Genomic DNA, 21,847 nt, shown 5'->3' on the forward strand with positions numbered 1-21,847 from the left:
TTTCGTAATTTGTAAATCTGATACATTTTGCACAAGCAGTTATATCATTTTATGAAAGCTTTATTGAGGTAACTATTATATAGAAATGTTATAGTAAGGTTTTCAATACTATGAAAGACAGTCGTTTTTTCTAACGAAACTGCATTTTGGCACGTCAGGTGCAATAAAAAATGTTATGATAGGTGTAGTTTTGTGAAAAACTTGATTTTAGTAAAGGAGCCGGAAAAATGTCATCTGCTTCTTATTTAACTGTAAAAGCATTAACAAAATATATTAAACGGAAATTTGATGCTGATCCGCATTTACGTGAAGTCTATGTAAAGGGTGAGCTATCTAATGTCAAGATACATCAATCAGGGCATATTTACTTTACATTAAAGGATGATGGAGCACGAATTGCTGCTACCATGTTTAAAACAGCAGCCACAAAATTAGCGTTTGAACCAAAGGAAGGTATGCAAGTATTTATCCGCGGAGATGTAAACGTTTATGAAGGCTACGGTACATATCAATTATATGTACAGGAAATGCAACCAGATGGAATTGGTAGCTTGTTTGTTGCCTTTAACCAGCTGAAAGAGCAGTTACAAAAAGAAGGGCTTTTTAAACCTGAGTGGAAACAACCAATTCCGAGGTTTCCAGAAAAAATCGGTGTTTTAACGTCGACAACAGGTGCTGCCATTCGAGATATCTGTACAACATTAAAGAGACGCTATCCACTTGCCGAAGTTTTTATTTATCCAACCCTAGTACAGGGAGCACAAGCAGCGCCAAATATTGTTCATAATATTGAGCGAGCGAATATCGATGAGAGTTGCGATGTACTGATTGTTGGGCGTGGCGGTGGATCGATTGAGGATTTATGGGCATTTAATGAGGAAGCTGTAGCACGAGCGATTTTTGGAAGCCGTATCCCGATTATTAGTGCAGTAGGTCATGAAACCGATACGACTATCGCGGATTATGTAGCTGATTTGCGCGCACCGACACCAACTGCAGCGGCTGAAATGGCTGTACCCGATCAACAAGATTTGTTTCAACGGGTACTTACACAAAAATCACAACTGCATCAAATTGTAAGAGCGCAACTTATGGCAGAGCGTCAACGTCTAAATAAGCTCCAACAATCTTATCCTTTATCGATGCCAGAACGCTTATATCGACCTTTTACGGAAAAGCTAGCACAACTTGAATCAGGATTGCAAAAAGCGATGCAGGTCGATTTAATGAAGAAAACAGCGCAGTTTCAACATTTACATAGTGCGGTAGAGCAGCATTCACCTAAAAAGGCATTAGCTTTCCATCAACGAGAGCTAGAAACTAACGTCCAACAATTAACTCGTGCTGCGACGCATTACGTAACGAAGCAAAAACAACAATTTGAGGCAACTGTCAGAACTTTAGAGGCATTGAATCCACTTGCCATTTTAACAAGGGGCTTCACAGTAGCTTATAAAGATAATCAAATGTTAAAATCATCGGCTGATGTAAAGCCGCATGATCAGTTAACACTTTCCTTCCACGATGGAAAGGTTATAGCAGATGTAGTAAAGATCTTGCCAAAAAATGAGGGGGAATAATTGTGGCAGAGAAACAACAAACTTTCGCAGATGCAATGACGGCACTTGAGGAAATTGTCCGTCAGTTAGAGCAAGGCGATGTACCTCTAGAAAACGCGATTGATTTATATAAACAAGGTATGGAACTATCACAATTTTGCCATAGCAAGCTACAACATGCTGAGGAGCAATTAATTTCTATTGTCCAAGAGACAGGTGAGACTACAGCATTTGATCCACTAAAGGGAGAGAACTAAGAAATGAACGAGCAATTAAAACATTTTATTGAAAGCAACATACCACAAGTTGAAGCTGAAATGTTTGCACTAGTTGAGAAAATTGATGCACCAGCTAATTTAAAAGATTCAATGCTTTATTCATTAAAAGCCGGAGGTAAACGTATTCGACCTCTTTTCGTATTGGCTGTTCTTGAACTATACAATAAGAATTTGAAGGATGGTTTAACTGTAGGATCAGTTGTTGAAATCATTCATACGTATTCGTTAATCCATGATGATTTACCAAGTATGGATAATGATGATTTCCGTAGAGGTAAGCCTACAAATCATAAAGTTTATGGCGAGGCTTTAGCGACTCTTGCAGGGGATGCCTTAAATACACTTGCGTTTGGTATTTTAGCACGCATGGATGTCTCAGCTGAAAAACGTATTGAACTAGTCAATCTGTTAAGTAAAGCAGCTGGTGCAGAAGGTATGGTTGGGGGTCAAGTACTCGATATGGAAGGTGAGAAGCGTCAGCTAGACTTAGCTGAGCTTGAGCATGTCCATATCAATAAAACGGGCGCTCTTTTACGATTTAGTATTGAAGCGGGAGCAGTGTTAGCTGATGTAACGCAAGAAACTCGCGAAACTTTAACGGAATATGCGCATCATATCGGTCTTGCCTTCCAAATTCAAGACGATATTTTAGATATTGAGGGGACTACAGAAGAACTAGGTAAAACTGCCGGTAAAGATGTAGCAAGTGATAAAAGCACATACCCAGCTCTATTATCTTTAGATGGGGCAAAAGAAAAGCTTGCTGAGCATTATCAGCATGCCATTAACGCACTAGATAAATTGGAAGTAGATGCCAGCTTATTGCGTGAGTTTGCAGCCTATATTGTACATCGTAAAAACTAGGGGAAAAACGAGGCGTTAAAGGCACATAATATGCTAGAATAGGTGAGGGCGTTTGCCGATGTGCAAACAATAAAGTGTTCGTACTTTTAGCATATTAATAACACTGTTATAATAGTGGAAACACGATTGCGGTGAATAATTTATTGAAAAGGTGTGTGAGAAAGGTGGATTTAAATAAGATAACTAGTCCAGCCTTTTTAAAAAGCTTAGATAAGAAGGGGCTTGAGCGACTTGCAAAAGAAATTCGTACCTTCTTAATCGAAAAATGTTCTGTCACAGGTGGTCATATCGGACCGAACCTAGGTGTTGTGGAGCTAACAATTATGCTCCATAAAATGTTTGACAGTCCACAAGATAAGTTTTTATGGGATGTTGGCCACCAAGCTTACGTGCATAAAATTTTGACAGGTCGTGCAAATCAATTTGATACATTACGTCAGTTCAATGGGCTTTGTGGTTTTCCAAAGCGTGTGGAGAGTGAACATGATGAGTGGGAGACCGGTCACAGCTCGACATCTTTGTCAGGAGCCATGGGTATGGCAGCAGCACGTGATATCAAAAAAGAAAAGAACTTCGTGATACCAATTATTGGAGATGGAGCTTTAACTGGCGGTATGGCGCTGGAGGCATTAAACCATATCGGCCATGCTAAAACAAATATGATTGTCATTTTAAACGATAATGAAATGTCAATTGCTCCAAATGTCGGAGCGTTACACAATGTACTAGGGCGTCTTCGTACAGCCAAAGAATATTCAAAAGCAAAAGAAGAATTGGAATCGCTCATTAATAAGATTCCTGTGTTAGGTGGTAAGCTTGCTACAACTGCTGAGCGCCTAAAGGATAGCTTAAAATATTTAGTGGTATCAGGAGTGTTCTTTGAGGAGCTAGGATTTAAATATCTAGGTCCGATTGATGGACATGATTTTGACGCTCTTGAGGCAACGTTATCACAAGCTAAAAAAGTAAAAGGCCCAGTGCTCGTACATGTCATTACGAAAAAAGGCAAAGGCTATAAACCAGCTGAAGATGATACAATTGGTAATTGGCATGGGACAGGACCTTATAAAATTGAAAACGGTGCCTTTGTAAAGTCAGAGACGAAAGGCCCAGCTTGGAGTAGTTTGATTGCTGAGACAGTTCGCAAAATTGCCCATGAGGATAAACGAGTTGTCACAATTACTCCTGCAATGCCAGTTGGTTCGAAATTACAAGGTATCCAAAAGGATTTCCCAGAACGTTTCTTCGATGTAGGTATCGCAGAACAACATGCGGCAACGATGGCAGCAGGTCTAGCAACACAAAAAATGAAGCCATTTTTAGCCATTTACTCAACATTCCTTCAACGTGCGTATGACCAAGTATTACATGATATCGCACGTCCAAACCTAAATGTCTTTATAGGCATTGACCGTGCAGGTTTAGTTGGTGCAGACGGTGAAACACATCAAGGCGTATTTGACATTGCATTCCTTCGTCATATACCAAATATGACAATTATGATGCCAAAAGATGAAAATGAAGGTCAGCATATGGTGAAAACAGCCATTGACTATGATAGCGGCCCAATTACGTTACGTTATCCGCGAGGTAATGGTATAGGCGTTCCGTTAGATGATGAACTTATGACGTTACCAATTGGTAGCTGGGAAGTGTTGCGTGAAGGTAAGGATGCAACGATTTTAACTTTTGGTACGACCATTCCTATGGCAATGGAAGCAGCCACTATTCTAGCACAGCAAGGTGTAGAGATAGAAGTAGTCAATGCTCGTTTCATTAAACCGATGGATGAGGATATGCTTCACCGTATATTAACAAGCCGTAAACCGATATTGACGATTGAAGAGGCAGTCTTACAAGGTGGTTTTGGTAGTGGTGTATTAGAATTTGCCCATGACCATGGCTATTTAAGTGCAATAATCGATCGTATGGGGATACCTGATCATTTTATTGAGCATGGTAATGTTGATCAGCTACTCGCTGAAATTCATATGACGGCTGAGGATACAGTGGCACGTATGCATGTGTTACTTCAACAAAAACAGCAAGTAGGTTTGAATAAATAATGACAAAACAACCAAAAGAACGTGTAGACATTTTACTTGTAGAGCGTGGGTTATGCGAAACGCGAGAAAAAGCAAAGCGCTCTATTATGGCAGGACTTGTTTTTTCTAATGAAACTCGCATCGATAAAGCGGGGGAAAAGATTGCTGTAGATGCACCACTACAAGTAAAAGGCTCTGATTTAAAATATGTTAGTCGTGGCGGCTTGAAACTTGAGAAAGCGCTACAAATTTTTGATATGTCTGTAGAGGGGAAGCTAATGCTTGATATTGGCTCCTCTACAGGAGGATTTACTGATTGCGCATTACAGAATGGTGCAAGACATTGCTATGCATTGGATGTTGGTTCCAACCAACTAGCATGGAAAATCCGTTCTGATGAACGTGTAACTGTAATGGAAAAAACAAATTTCCGTTATACGACAGCGGCAGATTTAACAGAGGGCTTACCAGAATTTGCAACAATTGACGTTAGCTTTATTTCATTATCGCTTATTTTACCTGTCCTAAAAACAGTGTTAATGCCAGGTGGCGATGTAATGGCTTTGGTAAAGCCTCAGTTTGAAGCTGGGAAAGAGAATGTCGGTAAAAAAGGCATTGTTCGTGATAAAAAAGTACATTTAGAAGTTTTAGAAAAAACAGCTGCAATGGCGACAGAGGTTGGCTTTGTCGTTAAGGATGCTTCGTTTTCGCCAATTACAGGAGGCGAAGGGAATATTGAATTTTTATTCCATTTAGTGAATCCTATTGGTAATGAAGAAATTCCTGCATATACAGCTTTTAATGCACTCGTTGAAGAAGCGCATAGTGCACTAAAATAACACGTGCTCGTTTATAGAGCCGTGTTTTTTCTTGTGCTTTTATGTTTAAAATGGTAGTGTAAATATACAAATATCTAACTATTTATAAGAGGTGACCGATATGAACAAAGGACAAAGACATATACGAATTCGGGACATTATTGCTAACCATGAAATTGAAACACAAGATGATTTAGTCGATTTTTTAAAGGATGCAGGCTATAATGTGACACAAGCAACAGTATCACGTGACATTAAAGAACTCCATCTTGTTAAAGTACCTTTACAGGATGGACGCTATAAATATAGCTTGCCCGCAGACCAACGTTTCAATCCTATACAAAAATTACATCGTGCGTTAGCCGATGCTTTTGTCAGCATTGACGGTGCATCACACTTTCTAGTAATGAAGGCTCTTCCAGGTAATGCCAATGCTATCGCGTCACTACTTGATCATTTAGATTGGCCTGAAATTTTAGGAACTATTTCTGGAGACGATACAATTTTAATTATTTGTCGTAACGAAGATGAGCGTGAAAATACAAAAAATCGCTTATTAGACATGCTATAAAATAGCAGGGTAATTTGATACAGAGGTGACATTTTGTGTTAAGAGAGCTTAGTATTCGAAACTTTGCCATCATAGAGGATTTAACAGTTAGTTTTTCAGGTGGTTTAACTGTTTTAACAGGTGAAACAGGTGCAGGAAAATCAATTATTATCGATGCAGTGCATTTACTTGCTGGCGGCCGTGGGAATTCGGAATTTATTCGTCATGGAGCTAAAAAGGCTGAATTAGGTGGTTTATTTCAAATTTCAAGTTCTGGGCATCCTGTTTATAAGAAACTTGAAGAGGCCGGCATTGAAATTGAAGAAGATACCATTATTTTGCGTCGTGATTTAAATGATTCTGGAAAAAGTGTTTGTCGAGTAAATGGTAAACTTGTGCCATTATCTGTACTACGTGATATTGGGTCTAGTCTCATCGATATTCATGGACAGCATGAAAATCAAGAACTTATGGATGAGAAACAGCATATCTATTTGCTTGACCACTTTGCCGAGGAACAACTTACACCAATTCTAGATTTGTACAGTTCACAATATGATGAATATCGTTCACTAAAAAAAGAATTAGCTTCAATTTCGATTGATGAACAATTAATGGCGCAACGTATTGATTTGTACCAATTCCAAATGAAAGAGCTGGAGGATGCCAATTTAAAACTTGGCGAGGAAGATGAGTTACTTGACGAACGTCGCCGTCTAATGAATTTCAATAAGATTTTCGAACGCTCCAGTGCAGCGTATGAAGCTATTCAAGGTGAATCAAAAGGCCTTGACTGGATTGGCAATGCAATGGGTGCTTTAGAGGATGCTGCGACTATTGACGAGCAATTTAAAGAGGCATCAGAATCCGTCACTACTGCATTTTATGCATTACAGGACGCTGCCTACCAGGTCAAAAATGTCTTGGATGAATTAGAATTTGATCCTGCTCGTTTAAATGAGGTTGAGCAACGTTTAGCCTTATTACAAAATTTGAAACGTAAATATGGCTCAACAGTTGAAGAAATTTTAGCGTATTACGATAAAATTAAAACAGAGCTAAATGAGCTTTTAAATCGAGACGAGATTTTGCAAGTAAAAGAACGAAAAGTACTGGAAATGGAATCGGTACTAAATGAACTTGCTGCAGAACTTTCTACTATACGAAAGGAAGCTGCACATAACTTAAGTGAAGCTATTATGGCCGAACTACGTGAATTACATATGGAAAAAGCAAAATTTATTGTTAATTTTGATGAATTACCTTACTTTGATGCGAATGGTAAAGATCAAGTAATTTTTTATATTTCTACAAATGTGGGCGAGCCGCCAAAATCTTTACCGAAAATTGCTTCTGGTGGAGAATTATCACGTATGATGCTTGCGTTAAAGACGATTTTCTCATCCTCTAATGGCATAACTTCTATTATTTTTGATGAGGTAGATACAGGTGTAAGTGGTCGGGTAGCCCAAGCAATCGCAGAAAAAATTGCAGCAGTATCCATTAACTCGCAAGTTTTATGTATTTCGCATTTACCGCAAGTAGCTGCGATGGCTGATCATCATTATTTTATTAAAAAAGAAGTCGAGCATGATCGAACGTTTACGTCATTGCTGGAAATAGATACGGATGCTCGTATTGAAGAAGTTAGTCGCATGATATCTGGAGCGGAAATTACAGATTTAACTTTGCAGCACGCAACAGAGCTCTTAAAAATGGCTAATGAACGAAAAAAACAAATGAGATAGCAAAGAATCCAGAAACAGTTCGTTGTTTCTGGGTTTTTTCTTTTTGCACAAATATTTACCGCTTATAAGAATGCCACAACAACACATAGTAAAAAGACAAAAACAAAAAGGAGGTGTCGTATGTATCGTCGTTGGCGTCAATTTGTCATTTTGCCTATACTCATCGTTTTATTATTCATGCCCGTACAAGCTTTCGCTGCAAAGAAGCTTATTCCGATGGGCGAAGCAATTGGAATTCAACTGCATTTATCACATGTATTTGTAGCGCATGATGTGCTATTAGCTTCCAATCAGTGGATGAAAGGAGGCGCTGTTATTGAAAAAATAAATGATATTACAGTAAAAACGCTTGCAGATGCCAAACAAGCTGTTGCTCGTCAAGGACAACAGAAATGGACGATAAAAAGTGAAGGAAAAGAAGTGACACTTGATTTACAGGAGCAAGAAGCAGAACATGTTATTTCCTTTCTAAAAGATGAAACAGATGGAGTAGGAACATTGACATACATTGATCCAGAGACAAAAAATTACGGTGCATTAGGCCACCAAATCGTTGATTCAACCTTACAAGAAGCCCCTATTTTCCATGCTGGCTCCATATTTTTAGCTTCAATTCAGCAAATTCGTAAAAGTATACCTGGCCAACCTGGCTATAAAATATCCTCCATTGAAAAACATCAGGATCGATTAGGTAGTATAGATAAAAACACAGTTTATGGAATTTTTGGCCGTTGGGAAGACGGTTATCAACAAAGTTTACCTAAAGCAATTGAAATTATGCATGAAAAGGATATAAAAACAGGGAAGGCTGAAATCTACACGGCGATCGAGGGCAGTAAAGTGGAAACTTTTTCAATTGAAATTACAAAGGTCGAAAATGAACGCCTTGAATTTATAGTAACTGACAAAAAGCTCATTGAGAAAACAGGCGGTATTTTGCAGGGGATGAGTGGCAGTCCTATCATTCAAGACGGTCGTTTTGTAGGTGCGGTTACACATATGTTTGTGGAGGAGCCGAAAAAAGGAGCAGCACTTACAGTAGCAGAAATGTTAAAAAAATCATCATAAACGAAGGAGCTGCCTAAAGGTAGCTCCATTCTTTCATAAAAATATCATGTTCACCAAGTATTTCGTTTATTTATGAAGCGATTAGCGATAGTTAAAAAAAACTGTAGTTTTATCTCAATTTTTTCACTAAAATAAATGGTATAAGCATTAGGTATTTATCATAACTTGTCGATATAAAAAGAAAGTATCGGACTACATACTCATTTTTGGAAATAGAAAAGGTTTTTAAAACAAAAATGTCGAAAATTCCACAGTGTGCAAAAAAATGCATTAGGGGATAGGTAACGCTTTGAAGTGATTCATCGCAAAGTTCAGAAGGAGGAATTTAAATGACAAAGGTTAAAGTAGCGATTGCAGATGATAATCGTGAGTTATTAAAAACGATGGAGCAGTATTTTCAAGGGCATCCAGAAATTGAAATAATTGCAACTGCTTCAAATGGGAAAGTTTGTTTACAAATGCTTGAGGAATTCACACCAGATATTTTACTTCTAGATATAATCATGCCACATCTTGATGGGTTAGCTGTTTTAGAGTCGATGTATCAAAATGAACGAATGTCATCAATTCAAGTTATAATGTTAACTGCCTTTGGACAAGAAGATGTGATGAAACAGGCTGTAGACTTAGGCGCATCCTATTTTATGCTAAAGCCATTTGAATTTGATCAATTGGTTCAAAAGATCTTACATTGTGCTGGACAGAAGGCAACGCTTCCTAAAAAGACAAGTGTCTTACAACCAGCGGCACCTCAAAAATTAAATCAACATCAATTAGACAGCACGATTACAGCCATTATTAAAGAAATTGGCGTTCCTGCACATATTAAAGGTTACTCATATTTGCGAGAGGCTATTCAGATGGTGTTCGAAGATATCGAGTTATTAGGCTCTGTGACGAAAATTTTATATCCTGAAATTGCTAAAAAATTCAACACGACTCCATCACGAGTTGAACGTGCGATTCGTCATGCCATTGAAGTCGCATGGAATCGTGGTAATTATGAATCGATTTCGTCAATGTTTGGTTATACGGTACATCATTTAAAATCGAAGCCGACAAATAGCGAATTCATCGCAATGATTGCAGACAAGATTCGCATTGATATGATGGCGAGTTAAACAACGACAGGCATAGCGAATGAATGACCGATAAAATTTATAATTTATTGCAATTATACAGCGTATTTTATAACGCCTTTTTAGACAGTTTACGCCGACTGTTTGAGGGGGCGTATTTTTTATGTCTAAAAATCGAAATTGACCATTATATGTTGGTTCGTATCGTAAAAATTCTTTCGCCTAAAACATTAAAATCGTATAGACTATTTGTAAAGATTTTCTTGCATAACTTTAAAGTGGATGACGTTAAGAGCGTCAGGCTGAGTATGTACGAGCTAAAATACGCACCAATCGAAGAAAGCATACATGTTTGAGGTAAGTGCCAATGGATCGCCCGTAAACTATCCAGAACGGCGAGGCGATTTTGATAAGTCGGTTGAGTAAAGCAACAATAGCGAATTATGCACGTAATAAAAATCGTTTTATTAGCAGCAATCCTTTGAAGGATTTAAAAGAATGTTAAACCAGAGCGAAAAATTAAAGTTATGCTCGAAGATGATGAATTAAAACAGTTTTTCCGTTCTTTAGAAGTACGAAATTCGATCAATACCGTGATTGTGTGAAATAGTAACGATTAATATCGTAAGTATAAAAAATGGTCACTTAACTATCGACGAAAGATCAGTTGGATATGAATTAGGGTACTGCGACGGTTATTTTAGAGGTGGAAAAGAGTATGGGGAAAGTGCTGAGGAGATATGCCAAGAAATAAGGTTATTCCAGTCCCCAGATCAATTTAAATTGGTTGTCTCATTGATTTCATAAATAAATTCTATATAAGTGGAAATTTAGGTATTGTAATACAATCGGATATGGAATATTATGAACCTTATGGAAAGGTTGGATATAAATGAATTTAAAAACTGCTAAAGAAGTTATTGAAGAATTACAAGTAACTATGGAATCACATATGTGTTCAGAAGAAAAAATGAAATTGGAAGTTTGGCTTAAAGAATATTACATAGACGAACTAGTTAAAAAGAAAGTGCTGATGAATTCGGATTGCTAGTCATTTAAAAAAGGTAATATGGGGCACTTCTTCTCGGAGGTGTCCTTTAAATATCCACCACATCAAATTATCCCACCTGATTTTTCATCTACCATCTACTATATTATTACTGCATTAAATCAGCCCCTAAAAAATCAATACAACGCCATTACGTGTGAACATGGATTCGTCATGCCATTAAAGTAGTGTGGGATCGTGGCAATTCTGAATCGATTTCGTCGATGCTTGGTTATAGTACATCCTTTAAAATCGATGCCGACAAATAGCGATAGCGAACTCATCGCCATGATTGCGATCATGATTCGCATTAATATGGTGGTATGTTAAACATTGATGTGACTTCGTTTGTAAACGGAAGGTTTAGTGGAGAATAACTGATAAACTTATTATTTATAGCAATTAGTATTTTATAACGCCTTTTTAGACAGTTTTCGCCGACTGTTTGAGGGGGCGTATTTTTTATATAAAAATCAAAATTGAGTGTATATGTTGGATTGTTTGGTAAAAATCTAAAAGTGCCTAATTTTTTAATTCGCTTAAAATGACGTGTAGCTGATTTTACATTGAATTTATGGAAAAATAATCTCATATTTTATATGGAGAATGGACATTTGAAGGGGGAATAAAGATGGGCTTATTTGATGGGATAATAGGAAATGCAAGTGAAGTAAATCTTGAAAAATTACGGGAAGAAGTTAAAGATTTATTAACGCCTAATGAAACGATTAAGCATGCCTATAAAATTATAAGAGACACTTTTATTTTTACGGATAAAAGACTTATCTTAATCGATAAACAAGGAGTAACTGGGAAGAAAACGCAATATCATTCAATACCATATAAGAGTATTCTTCATTTTGCAGTTGAAACTGCTGGAACATTTGATCTAGATGCAGAGTTGAAAATTTGGGTTTCAGGTAGTGAATTACCGATACAGAAAAACTTTAATAAAACAACTAACATATATAAAATTCAAAGTGTGTTAGCGGAATATGTATTAGGAAAGTGATTGAAGTTAACGGTCGACAATACTGTTGATCGTTTATTTTTGCTTGAACGTATATAATTATTTTGGGTGATAAAATATGAAAAGCGTAAACTTACAACTTGACGAAAATAACTCGATAGAAATAACGCAGATAGAAGATAATAATTTATTTGAGGTGCGGCTTGGGATTAATGGAAGCATTAGCATTTACTATATGACGCGTGAACAGCTTCTAAATTTCGATCAGCTAGGCGCACATATTCGCATTGAGGATATTCTAGAGCATGATTCGTAGTATTGAAGGCCTAAAGCATGTTTATGAAAATTATGACAGATAAATTATTTATTATTTCAGTTTGTTGGAGATTTTGTGAATTTCCTGATTATTAACAGTGGAATATATACAATAAAGACAGCGAGATTTATAAGAGTAAGTAAAGACATACATTTTTATAGTATAAATCGACTAATATTGGTGTGAAAATTAAAAGGATATTTGAATGTATTACTTACAAAGTATGGGTAAATTCTTTCTGAGTAGTGACAATTGTCTCTAAACAAATGTAAATAGATTGTATATACTTACAGTTAGAGGGAAGGAGGAGGTAGCTTGATTCTAGTTCGAAATGATAAATTCGAAATAACGGAAGATAATGGCAAGGTATTTATGCTTACTTACAGTGCCGGTTTTCCATTAAAAGAATTTGATAGCATATTACGTAGTCATCCCCGACTTAAATTGTCGAATTTTTCAATATTAAAAAATGTATTAGCAACAGAAAGCACAAGCCCTGTTGAAATTGGACGCTGGCTACCGAATGTTGAAGCAGAAACTGCACGGGATAAAATGTCTGCCTCAATATTTGTATATGAGACACATGACTATATTCTAAAGAATAAAGAGAAATTAACTCAACAAATTCTGGAAACAATCGAGAATGAAGGTATTGTTCATGGAATATTAGATTTTGATATTTCTAAGATTGAGCCAGGAAAAGCATTTTTAATTGCACAAGGAACACCACCTGTAGCAGGAACAGATGCACAAATTACATACTTACCTAAACCAGAGAGAAAGCCAGTAATTCGCGAAGATGGGAAAGCTGATTATTATGACATGAACTTTATTTCAGAAATTTCCGAGGGTTCATGGCTAGGCGAGAAAATCCCTGCGACATTAGGTAAACCGGGGGAAAATGTACTAGGCGAAATTATGGCTGCTGTACCAGGTCGTGATTTTCCTATACGATACGATAAAAAATCAGCTTATGAAGTGGAAGAGGATGGGAAAATTGTCATCCGTTCAAAAATAGCTGGTGTATTAGATGATGTCAAAGGTATGATTGGTGTTAATAGGCATTTGCCAATAAATGGGGATGTTGGCGTTGAAACAGGAAATCTCGAATTTAATGGCTCATTAAGCATTAGAGGAACGGTCACATCAGGCTATACAGTCATTGCTACTGGAGATATCTCCATCGAGGGTGCTGAAGGTGTAAGCGGTGCCAAACTTATTAAATCTATTGAAGGCGACGTTTATATTCGTGGTGGGATTTTTGGTCTAGGCTCAACCCTTGTAGAGGCAGGCGGCAATATTTTCGTTAAGCATGTCAATGAGGCAAATCTAGTTGCAGCTGACAGCATTCATATAGGATTTTATTCTTTGGGATCACAGCTCTCTGCACATTCAATCTTTGTGGACGAACGAAAAGGGAAAATTATTGGGGGCCGTGCAGTTGCCAAGAATACAATCGTCACTGCCATTTCGGGAAATCGTTTAGAGCGTCGAACTGACTTGATTATTGAGAGTGTTAATAAACAGGCAAGCTATTCTATTATGCAAGAGAAGGCAGCAGAGCTGAAGTCTCTGCAGTCAAAAATCTCTGAGCACGAGGGGAAAATTAAAAGCTTATTGCCACTCCTTAACCAAATGTCTAAGGAACAGATAGCTACATTTGAGGAAACAAAACAAAGCTTAACAAAATTGAAAGCGGAAGCAGTAACAATTGATCGTGAGGTTAAGCTAATAGTGGATGAAATGCGCCATGCTGGGAAAGAGGAAATTATTGTGACGAAGGAAGCTCATCCTGGTACCTATATTCAAATTGGTAAAAAATCATCCTTATTAAGCAAGATGACGAATGGTAAATTTCTTATTGAATTCGGTGAGTTAAATGTCTAGTGAATCTTTCATTCCTGTATTTGCACATCGTGGGGCTTCAGCGTATGCACTTGAAAATACTTTGAAGGCTTTTGAAATGGCAATAGAGCTAGGGGCAGATGGGATTGAATTAGATATCCAGCTTTCCAAAGAGGGCATTCCGGTTGTGTATCATGATCCACAGCTGTCAAGATTGGTTGGCATTAATAAGCTTGTGGACGAATGTACGATAGAGGAGCTAGTAAGTTTTAAACTTGGGAAGCCATGGAGGCGATTATTTTCAACGTATAAAATTCCAACGTTTGATGTAGTTTTAGCATGGGCAAATTCACAACAGTTACCTCTTAATATCGAATTAAAATCAACAATCCTCGATAATAAAAACGCACTTATTCAAATGCTTCAAGGGCTTACTTTGCCTGTAGGCAGTCATTTTTCATCGTTTCACTATGAGCTTCTGGAAATTGTGAAACAATATAAGCCGGACTATGAAACAGCACTTATAGCAACAAAAAAATTAAAATGGGATTTACTTAGTGATTACAAAGCTATTGACAGTGTTCATATGCATAAAAGGTATTATAAACCAAGATATTTAGAGGCCTGTGTAACAAGTGATAAAGCATGTCGTTTTTATGCAATTGATGGGGATGAAACATTTTTATTGAATCCGCATCCTTCTGTCATTGGTTGGATTACTGATTTTCCAGATAAAGTAATTGTGAAACAGCAACGTTAATCATTCTGATGAATGAAGATAAAAATAGCTATCCAAATAAGTCTGTTGTGACTTAATAGGATAGCTATTTTTATTTTTTTTGGAAGCGCGGAGCCACTTTTCCATTTTTTCGATCGCGGTGAAGTAAAAATCCTGCGAAAAAGCCAAAGCCTATAACAAAAAGAATAATGCCAACGACGAATTGTAGCCATAAAAATGGGAAAGGTGAGATGAGCTTACCAAATAATGTATCACGCATAAATTTAATGCCACCTGCAGCCATAAGACCTGGAATAAGCATTACAATAAATGCAGCTAAACGAGCCATGTAGGTCCCCCCTTATTCCTAAGTTTAATTGTACCTGTGGATATTGGAATGTCAAGGAAGGTTGTAAAACTAGGTACCATCAACAAGTAACATATAACACAGTGTTCGTAACTGAATCTTTAGAAAATTCTTACTTAAATAAGAAAGTGTAATAATAGTTGCTAAATTGTGAATTTGTCAGTATTGTAAAATTAAATGGAGCATTATTATCCATTGTTAAACAATTTTAAACATTAAATATACTAAATTGGGATGGGCGTAAGGGGATGCACTTTCCAAAGCAAAGGGGCGAGTTTTCATGGAAATCTTCAAGTATATGGAAAAGTATGATTATGAACAATTGGTATTTTGCCAAGATGAAGCATCAGGGTTAAAAGCGATTATCGCTATCCATGACACAACACTTGGACCAGCACTAGGCGGGGCACGTATGTGGACATATGCATCAGAAGAAAATGCGATAGAGGATGCATTACGTTTAGCAAGAGGGATGACCTATAAAAATGCTGCAGCTGGTTTAAACCTTGGCGGTGGAAAAACGGTTATTATCGGTGACCCATTTAAAGATAAAAATGAAGAGATGTTCCGCGCACTAGGACGTTTCATCCAAGGGCTTAATGGCCGCTATATTACGGCAGAAGACGTTGGTACAACAGTGACAGATATGGATTTAATGCATGAGGAAACAAATTATGTAACGGGAATTTCTCCGGCTTTTGGTTCTTCAGGAAATCCATCTCCGGTAACTGCTTACGGTGTATACCTTGGAATGAAAGCAGCAGCAAAAGAAGCATTTGGATCTGATTCACTAGAGGGGCGTACTATTTCTGTGCAAGGTCTAGGGAATGTAGCCTACAAGCTTTGCGAGTATTTACATAATGAAGGGGCAAAACTTGTTGTTACAGATATTAATCAAGGGGCAATTGATCGAGTTGTGAATGCTTTTGGTGCGACTGCTGTTTCACCAGAGGAAATCTATTCACAGGATGTTGATATTTTCTCACCTTGTGCATTAGGAGCGATTTTGAATGATGAAACGATTCCGCAACTAAAAGCAAAGGTTGTCGCTGGTTCTGCCAATAACCAACTACAAGATTCTCGTCATGGCGATTATTTACATGAATTAGGGATCGTTTATACACCTGATTATGTGATTAATGCAGGTGGAGTAATAAATGTAGCTGATGAATTATATGGATATAACCGTGAGCGTGCGATGAAACGTGTTGAAGGCATTTATGATAGTATCGAAAAAATCTTCGAGATTTCTAAACGTGATGGTATACCGACATATGTAGCAGCTAATCGTTTAGCAGAAGAACGTATCGCTCGAGTATCAAAGTCTCGTAGCCAATTCTTAAAAAATGAAAAAAATATTTTACACGGTCGTTAATAACCGTTTATTCGTTTAAAGAAGTCGCATTGTCGACTTCTTCTAACTTTATAGTAAATTAATAGTTTAAATGAATTCATTTAACATAGGACCAAAGGACAAGATGCGTTAGCATTTTTCTCATAAGGGGGGAATCCATATGGCTCAAAATTATGATGTTGTTATTTTAGGCGGAGGTACAGGTGGCTATGTTGCAGCAATTCGAGCTGCACAGCTGGGCTTAAAAACAGCTATTGTCGAACGTGAGCGATTAGGTGGAACATGCTTGCATAAAGGATGTATACCAAGTAAGGCCTTACTTCGAAGTGCGGAAGTGTATCGTATGGCAAATAAAACAGCCGCTGAATATGGTGTTGATATTGAAGGAGTTACATTACAATTCGACAAAGTACAGGCAAGGAAGCAAACGATTGTTGAGCAATTGAGTCAAGGTGTGAATACACTGATGAAAAAGGGCAAAATAGACGTTTATCAGGGAACAGGGCGAATTTTAGGACCGTCCATTTTCTCACCAATGCCTGGCACTATTTCAGTTGAAATGAACAATGGCGATGAAAATGAAATGCTTGTTCCAACAAATGTGGTCATTGCAACAGGATCCAAGCCAAGAGGAATGGCGGGAATGGCGGTTGACGGTGAATATGTGATGAACTCTGATCATGCACTGGAAATGGAAAATCTGCCAAAGTCATTGTTAATTGTTGGTGGAGGAGTTATTGGAATTGAATGGGCTTCTTTGCTTTGTGATTTTGGAGTTTACGTAACGATTATTGAATATGGACCATCCATTTTACCTGCAGAGGATGCGGATATTGTAAAAGAAGTAACGAAGCAGCTTGAAAAAAGGGGCGTCCGAATTGTGACAAACGCTCGCTTAGATTCAGAAACCTTTAAAATTGAAAATGATAACGTTTTCATTTCTGCGAAAGTTAATGATCAGGATGAATTATTTGAGGCTGATAAATTATTGCTTTGTGTTGGACGTGAAGCAAATACACAAGGTATTGGATTAGAAAACACAGAAATAGAAGTTGAGAATGGGTTTATTAAAGTCAATGATTCTTATCAAACAAAGGAATCACATATGTATGCCATAGGGGATGTTATCGGTGGCTTACAATTAGCTCATGTTGCTTCACACGAAGGAATATCTGCTATTGAGCATATTGCAACGGGTAAAACGGAGGCACTTAATGTTCTAAATGTACCAAAATGCGTTTATTCTTACCCTGAGGTCGCAAGTATTGGCTTAACAGAGAAGGCTGCTCGAGAGCAAGGTTATTCATTGAAAGTCGGTAAGTTCCCATTCAAGGCGATTGGAAAAGCGCTAGTAAATGGAGAGACAGATGGCTTTGTGAAAATTATTGCCGATGAAGGAACGAATGATATTTTAGGTATTCATATGGTAGGACCGCATGTGACAGATTTAATTGGAGAAGCATCACTTGCTAAATTATTGGATGCAACACCTTGGGAAGTAAGTCAGGCCATTCATCCACATCCGTCACTGAATGAGGTACTAGCGGAAGCAGCGTTAGCAGTAGATAATCGCGCCATTCATTTTTAACTTCTTTAAGCAGGTGTTTATTGTAGCGAAAGCGAAGCGGCAGGTACAAATGTTTTATGTATCGAAAGCAAGCGTTAGGAAGGGGTGTTCGTATGCAAGGTGTTCAAATCAAGCATGAGGATTTAGGTTTATCGAATGAAGATGTACTTGCAATGTTTGAAACGATGTTAATGGCTAGAAGACTAGATGAACGTATGTGGTTATTAAATCGTTCTGGTAAAATTCCGTTTGTTATTTCTTGTCAGGGACAGGAGGCAGCACAAGTAGGGGCAGCCTTTGCTCTTGATAATAACAGAGATTATATTGCACCATATTATCGTGATATGGGTGTTGTTTTACATTTTGGCATGACACCAAAAGAATTAATGTTATCCGCATTTGCTAAAGCAGAAGATCCAAACTCGGGTGGTCGTCAAATGCCAGGTCATTTTGGGCAAAAGAAAAATCGTATTCTAACAGGCTCTTCGCCAGTTACTACACAAGTTCCTCACGCGGTGGGAGTAGCTCTAGCAGGGCGTCTACAAAAAGAAGATTTTATTTCTTTTGTTACGCTTGGTGAAGGTTCTTCTAACCAAGGTGATTTCCATGAGGGTGCGAATTTCGCTGGAGTGCATAAGCTACCAGTAATTATCATGGTAGAGAATAATCAATATGCAATTTCTGTGCCAGTTGAACGTCAATTAGGCTGTGCGAAAGTGTCAGATCGCGGTATTGGCTATGGTATGCCAGGTGTTACTGTTGATGGGAAATGCCCGTTACAAGTCTACAAGGTTGTGAAAGAAGCGGCTGATCGAGCACTTAGAGGTGAAGGTCCTAGCTTGATAGAAACAGTGACTTATCGCTTAACTGCTCATTCTTCGGATGATGATGATCGTCAATATCGAACTGCTGAGGATATAGCAGAAGGAAAGGCAAAGGATCCAATTCTATTATTTGAAAAATATCTAATGGATGCAGGAGTTATGACGGAAAAAATACGTGCTGAAATAGAAGAACGTGTCATGGCTGAAGTGAATGAAGCAACAGATTATGCAGAGGCTGCTCCGTATGCAACACCAGAGCATACTTTGGAATACGTATATGCACCAGCGGACGGAGGTGACGTGTAATGGCAGTGATGTCTTATATTGATGCGATTACATTAGCGATGAAGGAAGAGATGGAACGTGATGAGCGTGTTTTCGTTTTAGGAGAGGACGTTGGTCGTAAAGGTGGGGTTTTCAAAGCAACAGCAGGCCTTTACGAGCAATTTGGTGAACAGCGGGTACTTGACACGCCTCTTGCAGAGAGTGCTATTGCTGGGGTTGGTATTGGTGCTGCGATGTATGGGATGCGCCCAATTGCTGAGATGCAATTCGCTGATTTCATCATGCCTGCCGTTAACCAAATTGTTTCTGAGGCAGCGAAAATTCGCTATCGTTCAAATAATGACTGGTCTTGCCCGATGGTTATCCGTGCACCATTTGGCGGAGGTATTCACGGAGCGCTCTATCATTCGCAGTCTGTAGAGGCACTTTTTGCAGGAACACCAGGGTTGAAAATTGTTATACCATCAACACCATATGATGCAAAAGGCTTGTTAAAAGCAGCAATCCGCGATGAAGATCCAGTACTGTTTTTTGAGCATAAACGTGCATATCGACTCATTAAAGGTGAAGTCCCAGTAGATGATTACACTTTGCCGATTGGTAAGGCAGATGTTAAGCGAGAAGGGGAAGATGTTACTGTCATTACGTATGGTTTAGCTGTACATTTCGCATTACAGGCGGCAGAGCGCCTAGCGGCAGATGGTATTTCAGCCCATATTCTTGACCTACGCACTGTATACCCACTTGATAAAGAAGCAATCATTGAGGCGGCAAGTAAAACAGGCAAAGTTTTACTAGTTACCGAAGATAATAAAGAGGGCAGCATTATGAGTGAGGTTGCAGCAATCATTGCAGAGCATTGTTTATTTGAGCTCGATGCACCAATTCAGCGCCTTGCAGGACCAGATGTTCCTGCTATGCCGTATGCACCAACGATGGAAAAATATTTTATGATCAATCCTGATAAAGTAGAGCGTGCGATGCGAGAACTTGCAGCATTCTAATATAGTTGAGCTTATTTCTAAATAGGGATATTAGGAGTTTTTTCAACGAGTGAAAAGAAATTTTAACCACGGACGAATCAACAGATAATAGTAATTCGATAGATACAATTACACCTAGGCATAATTGATGGGGGGAATAGATGATGGCTATTCAAAATATTACAATGCCACAGCTCGGCGAAAGTGTAACAGAAGGTACGATTGAAAAATGGCTAGTCAAGCCAGGCGATACTGTAAAAAAATATGATCCTCTAGCAGAAGTTGTAACAGATAAAGTAAATGCTGAAATCCCGTCTTCTTTTGAAGGAGTTATTACAGAGCTACTTGCGGAAGAAGGGCAAACACTACCCGTTGGTGCAGTTGTTTGTTCTGTTGAAATAGCAGGTGACAGTGAGTTGCCTCCTCCGCCTCCGCCGAAAAAATCAGCGGTAAGTACGGCAATTTTAAATGCAGGTGTACAAAAGAAACAGGAGACACAGCAGCCAACTACTGCTATTAAAGCATCACAAAAAACAGTTCGCCAGGATAAAGTGCGTTATTCACCAGCTGTTCTTCGACTTGCACAAGAGTATGAAATTGCACTTGATCAAATCACAGGTACTGGTGAAGGGGGACGTATAACAAGAAAAGACCTAATGAAACTAATTGAAGCAGGAAATGTGCCAACTACTTTAGTGGAATCAACACCTGCAATCGATTCAGCCGTTCCGCAGTCAGCACCTGTTGTGGCACCGACATCACAGGAGAATACTAAACCAGCCACACCTGTACAACCAATTCAAGCAGGTGATATTGAAATTCCGGTAACGAAGGTGCGCCGTGCTATCGCCAATAATATGGTACGAAGCGTTCATGAAGTGCCACATGCATGGATGATGATGGAAGTAGATGTTACAGATTTAGTAACATATCGTGATAGCATAAAGACAGAGTTTAAGCAAAAAGAAGGCTTTAATATTACGTATTTTGCTTTCTTTGTAAAAGCCGTTGCTCAAGCTCTAAAGGAATTCCCGATGATGAATTCCATGTGGGCAGAGGACAAAATTATTCAAAAGCATGACATAAATATTTCCATTGCAGTCGCAACAGATGATGCGTTATTTGTTCCTGTTATAAAACACGCTGATGAAAAATCAATTAAAGGTATTGCCAAGGAAATTTATGAGCTTGCGGCAAAGGTTCGTGCCGGAAAACTTACGATGGATGATATACAAGGTGGTACATTTACGGTCAATAATACAGGTGCTTTCGGCTCCGTTCAGTCGATGGGCATCATTAATTACCCACAAGCGGCTATTCTTCAAGTGGAAAGTATTGTAAAAAAACCAGTAGTTTTATCTGGCGGAATGTTCGCAGCACGAGATATCGTGAATTTATGTTTATCTTTAGATCATCGTGTTCTTGATGGACTTGTTTGTGGTAAATTCTTAAATAGAGTAAAAGAAATTCTCGAAAATACAAATAAATCATCAACGTCAGTCTACTGATGACTTGTCGGAAACCTGTTATATAACGGTTTCCGAATTTTTTTTGCTTTTCG

At 38.2% G+C, this 21,847-nt stretch carries 21 protein-coding genes; 20 read left to right on the forward strand and 1 reads right to left on the reverse strand.

What is annotated here, in order from left to right:
* The first annotated feature begins 227 nt into the window (after positions 1 to 227).
* The 15 genes from xseA (at position 228) to ACFVT8_RS03595 (ending at position 14,948) form a co-directional block, all read left to right on the forward strand.
* Positions 228 to 1,580: an exodeoxyribonuclease VII large subunit gene (gene xseA / locus ACFVT8_RS03530; RefSeq protein WP_387081932.1), complete on the forward strand. Its 1,353-nt coding sequence runs from the start codon at positions 228 to 230 to the stop codon at positions 1,578 to 1,580.
* Between the two features lie 2 nt (positions 1,581 to 1,582).
* Positions 1,583 to 1,816 (forward strand): exodeoxyribonuclease VII small subunit, encoded by a 234-nt coding sequence (gene xseB, locus ACFVT8_RS03535; protein WP_053483717.1) that lies wholly within the window; start codon positions 1,583 to 1,585, stop codon positions 1,814 to 1,816.
* A gap of 3 nt (positions 1,817 to 1,819) precedes the next feature.
* Positions 1,820 to 2,701, forward strand: coding sequence for a polyprenyl synthetase family protein (locus ACFVT8_RS03540; protein WP_387081931.1), 882 nt, complete (start codon positions 1,820 to 1,822; stop codon positions 2,699 to 2,701).
* A 164-nt stretch (positions 2,702 to 2,865) separates the two neighbouring features.
* On the forward strand, positions 2,866 to 4,767 hold the full coding sequence (dxs, locus tag ACFVT8_RS03545; protein ID WP_387081930.1) for a 1-deoxy-D-xylulose-5-phosphate synthase: 1,902 nt from the start codon (positions 2,866 to 2,868) through the stop codon (positions 4,765 to 4,767).
* Positions 4,767 to 5,585, forward strand: a complete 819-nt coding sequence (locus tag ACFVT8_RS03550) for a TlyA family RNA methyltransferase (protein WP_387081929.1) — start codon at positions 4,767 to 4,769, stop codon at positions 5,583 to 5,585. The genes dxs and ACFVT8_RS03550 overlap by 1 nt, the downstream gene beginning before the upstream one ends.
* Positions 5,586 to 5,685: 100 nt before the next feature.
* Positions 5,686 to 6,135 (forward strand): transcriptional regulator AhrC/ArgR, encoded by a 450-nt coding sequence (gene ahrC, locus ACFVT8_RS03555; RefSeq protein WP_053483721.1) that lies wholly within the window; start codon positions 5,686 to 5,688, stop codon positions 6,133 to 6,135.
* Positions 6,136 to 6,170: 35 nt separating this feature from the next.
* The gene (recN, locus tag ACFVT8_RS03560) at positions 6,171 to 7,862 is read left to right on the forward strand and encodes a DNA repair protein RecN (RefSeq protein WP_387081928.1); all 1,692 of its coding nucleotides are present in this window, start codon (positions 6,171 to 6,173) and stop codon (positions 7,860 to 7,862) included.
* A 120-nt stretch (positions 7,863 to 7,982) separates the two neighbouring features.
* Positions 7,983 to 8,930 carry a SpoIVB peptidase S55 domain-containing protein gene (locus tag ACFVT8_RS03565; RefSeq protein ID WP_387081927.1) on the forward strand — a complete coding sequence of 316 codons (948 nt, stop codon included), beginning with the start codon at positions 7,983 to 7,985 and terminating at the stop codon, positions 8,928 to 8,930.
* Between the two features lie 329 nt (positions 8,931 to 9,259).
* The gene (gene spo0A, locus ACFVT8_RS03570; protein ID WP_053483724.1) at positions 9,260 to 10,051 is read left to right on the forward strand and encodes a sporulation transcription factor Spo0A; all 792 of its coding nucleotides are present in this window, start codon (positions 9,260 to 9,262) and stop codon (positions 10,049 to 10,051) included.
* An 850-nt stretch (positions 10,052 to 10,901) separates the two neighbouring features.
* The gene (locus ACFVT8_RS03575; protein WP_387081926.1) at positions 10,902 to 11,060 is read left to right on the forward strand and encodes a hypothetical protein; all 159 of its coding nucleotides are present in this window, start codon (positions 10,902 to 10,904) and stop codon (positions 11,058 to 11,060) included.
* 185 nt (positions 11,061 to 11,245) lie between these two features.
* Complete coding sequence (locus tag ACFVT8_RS24565) at positions 11,246 to 11,326, forward strand: hypothetical protein (protein WP_483869499.1); 81 nt, start codon at positions 11,246 to 11,248, stop codon at positions 11,324 to 11,326.
* A gap of 362 nt (positions 11,327 to 11,688) precedes the next feature.
* Positions 11,689 to 12,069 carry a PH domain-containing protein gene (locus tag ACFVT8_RS03580; RefSeq protein WP_387081925.1) on the forward strand — a complete coding sequence of 127 codons (381 nt, stop codon included), beginning with the start codon at positions 11,689 to 11,691 and terminating at the stop codon, positions 12,067 to 12,069.
* Between the two features lie 76 nt (positions 12,070 to 12,145).
* Positions 12,146 to 12,343: a hypothetical protein gene (locus ACFVT8_RS03585; RefSeq protein WP_387081924.1), complete on the forward strand. Its 198-nt coding sequence runs from the start codon at positions 12,146 to 12,148 to the stop codon at positions 12,341 to 12,343.
* Between the two features lie 315 nt (positions 12,344 to 12,658).
* Complete coding sequence (locus ACFVT8_RS03590; protein ID WP_387081923.1) at positions 12,659 to 14,230, forward strand: flagellar assembly protein A; 1,572 nt, start codon at positions 12,659 to 12,661, stop codon at positions 14,228 to 14,230.
* Positions 14,223 to 14,948, forward strand: a complete 726-nt coding sequence (locus ACFVT8_RS03595) for a glycerophosphodiester phosphodiesterase (protein ID WP_387081922.1) — start codon at positions 14,223 to 14,225, stop codon at positions 14,946 to 14,948. Before ACFVT8_RS03590 ends, ACFVT8_RS03595 begins: the two co-directional genes overlap by 8 nt.
* A 70-nt stretch (positions 14,949 to 15,018) precedes the next feature.
* On the opposite strand, the gene ACFVT8_RS03600 is transcribed toward ACFVT8_RS03595, so the two are convergent.
* On the reverse strand, positions 15,019 to 15,255 hold the full coding sequence (locus ACFVT8_RS03600; RefSeq protein ID WP_132356638.1) for a DUF2627 domain-containing protein: 237 nt from the start codon (positions 15,253 to 15,255) through the stop codon (positions 15,019 to 15,021).
* A gap of 298 nt (positions 15,256 to 15,553) precedes the next feature.
* Between ACFVT8_RS03600 and ACFVT8_RS03605 the strand changes: the two genes are divergently transcribed.
* From ACFVT8_RS03605 to ACFVT8_RS03625, 5 genes are all read left to right on the forward strand, one after another.
* Positions 15,554 to 16,648, forward strand: coding sequence for a Leu/Phe/Val dehydrogenase (locus tag ACFVT8_RS03605; protein ID WP_387081921.1), 1,095 nt, complete (start codon positions 15,554 to 15,556; stop codon positions 16,646 to 16,648).
* Between the two features lie 139 nt (positions 16,649 to 16,787).
* Positions 16,788 to 18,215, forward strand: coding sequence for a dihydrolipoyl dehydrogenase (gene lpdA / locus ACFVT8_RS03610; protein WP_387081920.1), 1,428 nt, complete (start codon positions 16,788 to 16,790; stop codon positions 18,213 to 18,215).
* Between the two features lie 92 nt (positions 18,216 to 18,307).
* The gene (locus ACFVT8_RS03615; protein ID WP_387081919.1) at positions 18,308 to 19,324 is read left to right on the forward strand and encodes a thiamine pyrophosphate-dependent dehydrogenase E1 component subunit alpha; all 1,017 of its coding nucleotides are present in this window, start codon (positions 18,308 to 18,310) and stop codon (positions 19,322 to 19,324) included.
* Positions 19,324 to 20,307, forward strand: coding sequence for an alpha-ketoacid dehydrogenase subunit beta (locus ACFVT8_RS03620; protein ID WP_387081918.1), 984 nt, complete (start codon positions 19,324 to 19,326; stop codon positions 20,305 to 20,307). Before ACFVT8_RS03615 ends, ACFVT8_RS03620 begins: the two co-directional genes overlap by 1 nt.
* 143 nt (positions 20,308 to 20,450) lie before the next feature.
* A complete protein-coding gene (locus ACFVT8_RS03625) occupies positions 20,451 to 21,794 on the forward strand; it encodes a dihydrolipoamide acetyltransferase family protein (RefSeq protein WP_387082542.1) in 1,344 nt (447 codons plus the stop codon).
* The last annotated feature ends 53 nt before the right edge of the window (positions 21,795 to 21,847 follow it).

The sequence above is a fragment of the Lysinibacillus sp. NPDC058147 genome (assembly GCF_042884205.1).
GTDB lineage: Bacteria > Bacillota > Bacilli > Bacillales_A > Planococcaceae > Lysinibacillus.

Excerpts from the sequence above, each read along its gene's own strand:
- xseA (WP_387081932.1), top strand. The coding sequence starts at position 228 with ATGTCATCTGCTTCTTATTTAACTGTAAAAGCATTAACAAAATATATT.
- ACFVT8_RS03540 (WP_387081931.1), top strand. The coding sequence starts at position 1,820 with ATGAACGAGCAATTAAAACATTTTATTGAAAGCAACATACCACAAGTT.
- ACFVT8_RS03550 (WP_387081929.1), top strand. The coding sequence starts at position 4,767 with ATGACAAAACAACCAAAAGAACGTGTAGACATTTTACTTGTAGAGCGT.
- ahrC (WP_053483721.1), top strand. The coding sequence starts at position 5,686 with ATGAACAAAGGACAAAGACATATACGAATTCGGGACATTATTGCTAAC.
- ACFVT8_RS03565 (WP_387081927.1), top strand. The coding sequence starts at position 7,983 with ATGTATCGTCGTTGGCGTCAATTTGTCATTTTGCCTATACTCATCGTT.
- spo0A (WP_053483724.1), top strand. The coding sequence starts at position 9,260 with ATGACAAAGGTTAAAGTAGCGATTGCAGATGATAATCGTGAGTTATTA.
- ACFVT8_RS03575 (WP_387081926.1), top strand. The coding sequence starts at position 10,902 with ATGAATTTAAAAACTGCTAAAGAAGTTATTGAAGAATTACAAGTAACT.
- ACFVT8_RS03580 (WP_387081925.1), top strand. The coding sequence starts at position 11,689 with ATGGGCTTATTTGATGGGATAATAGGAAATGCAAGTGAAGTAAATCTT.
- ACFVT8_RS03585 (WP_387081924.1), top strand. The coding sequence starts at position 12,146 with ATGAAAAGCGTAAACTTACAACTTGACGAAAATAACTCGATAGAAATA.
- ACFVT8_RS03595 (WP_387081922.1), top strand. The coding sequence starts at position 14,223 with ATGTCTAGTGAATCTTTCATTCCTGTATTTGCACATCGTGGGGCTTCA.
- ACFVT8_RS03600 (WP_132356638.1), bottom strand. The coding sequence starts at position 15,255 with ATGGCTCGTTTAGCTGCATTTATTGTAATGCTTATTCCAGGTCTTATG.
- ACFVT8_RS03605 (WP_387081921.1), top strand. The coding sequence starts at position 15,554 with ATGGAAATCTTCAAGTATATGGAAAAGTATGATTATGAACAATTGGTA.
- lpdA (WP_387081920.1), top strand. The coding sequence starts at position 16,788 with ATGGCTCAAAATTATGATGTTGTTATTTTAGGCGGAGGTACAGGTGGC.
- ACFVT8_RS03615 (WP_387081919.1), top strand. The coding sequence starts at position 18,308 with ATGCAAGGTGTTCAAATCAAGCATGAGGATTTAGGTTTATCGAATGAA.
- ACFVT8_RS03620 (WP_387081918.1), top strand. The coding sequence starts at position 19,324 with ATGGCAGTGATGTCTTATATTGATGCGATTACATTAGCGATGAAGGAA.
- ACFVT8_RS03625 (WP_387082542.1), top strand. The coding sequence starts at position 20,451 with ATGGCTATTCAAAATATTACAATGCCACAGCTCGGCGAAAGTGTAACA.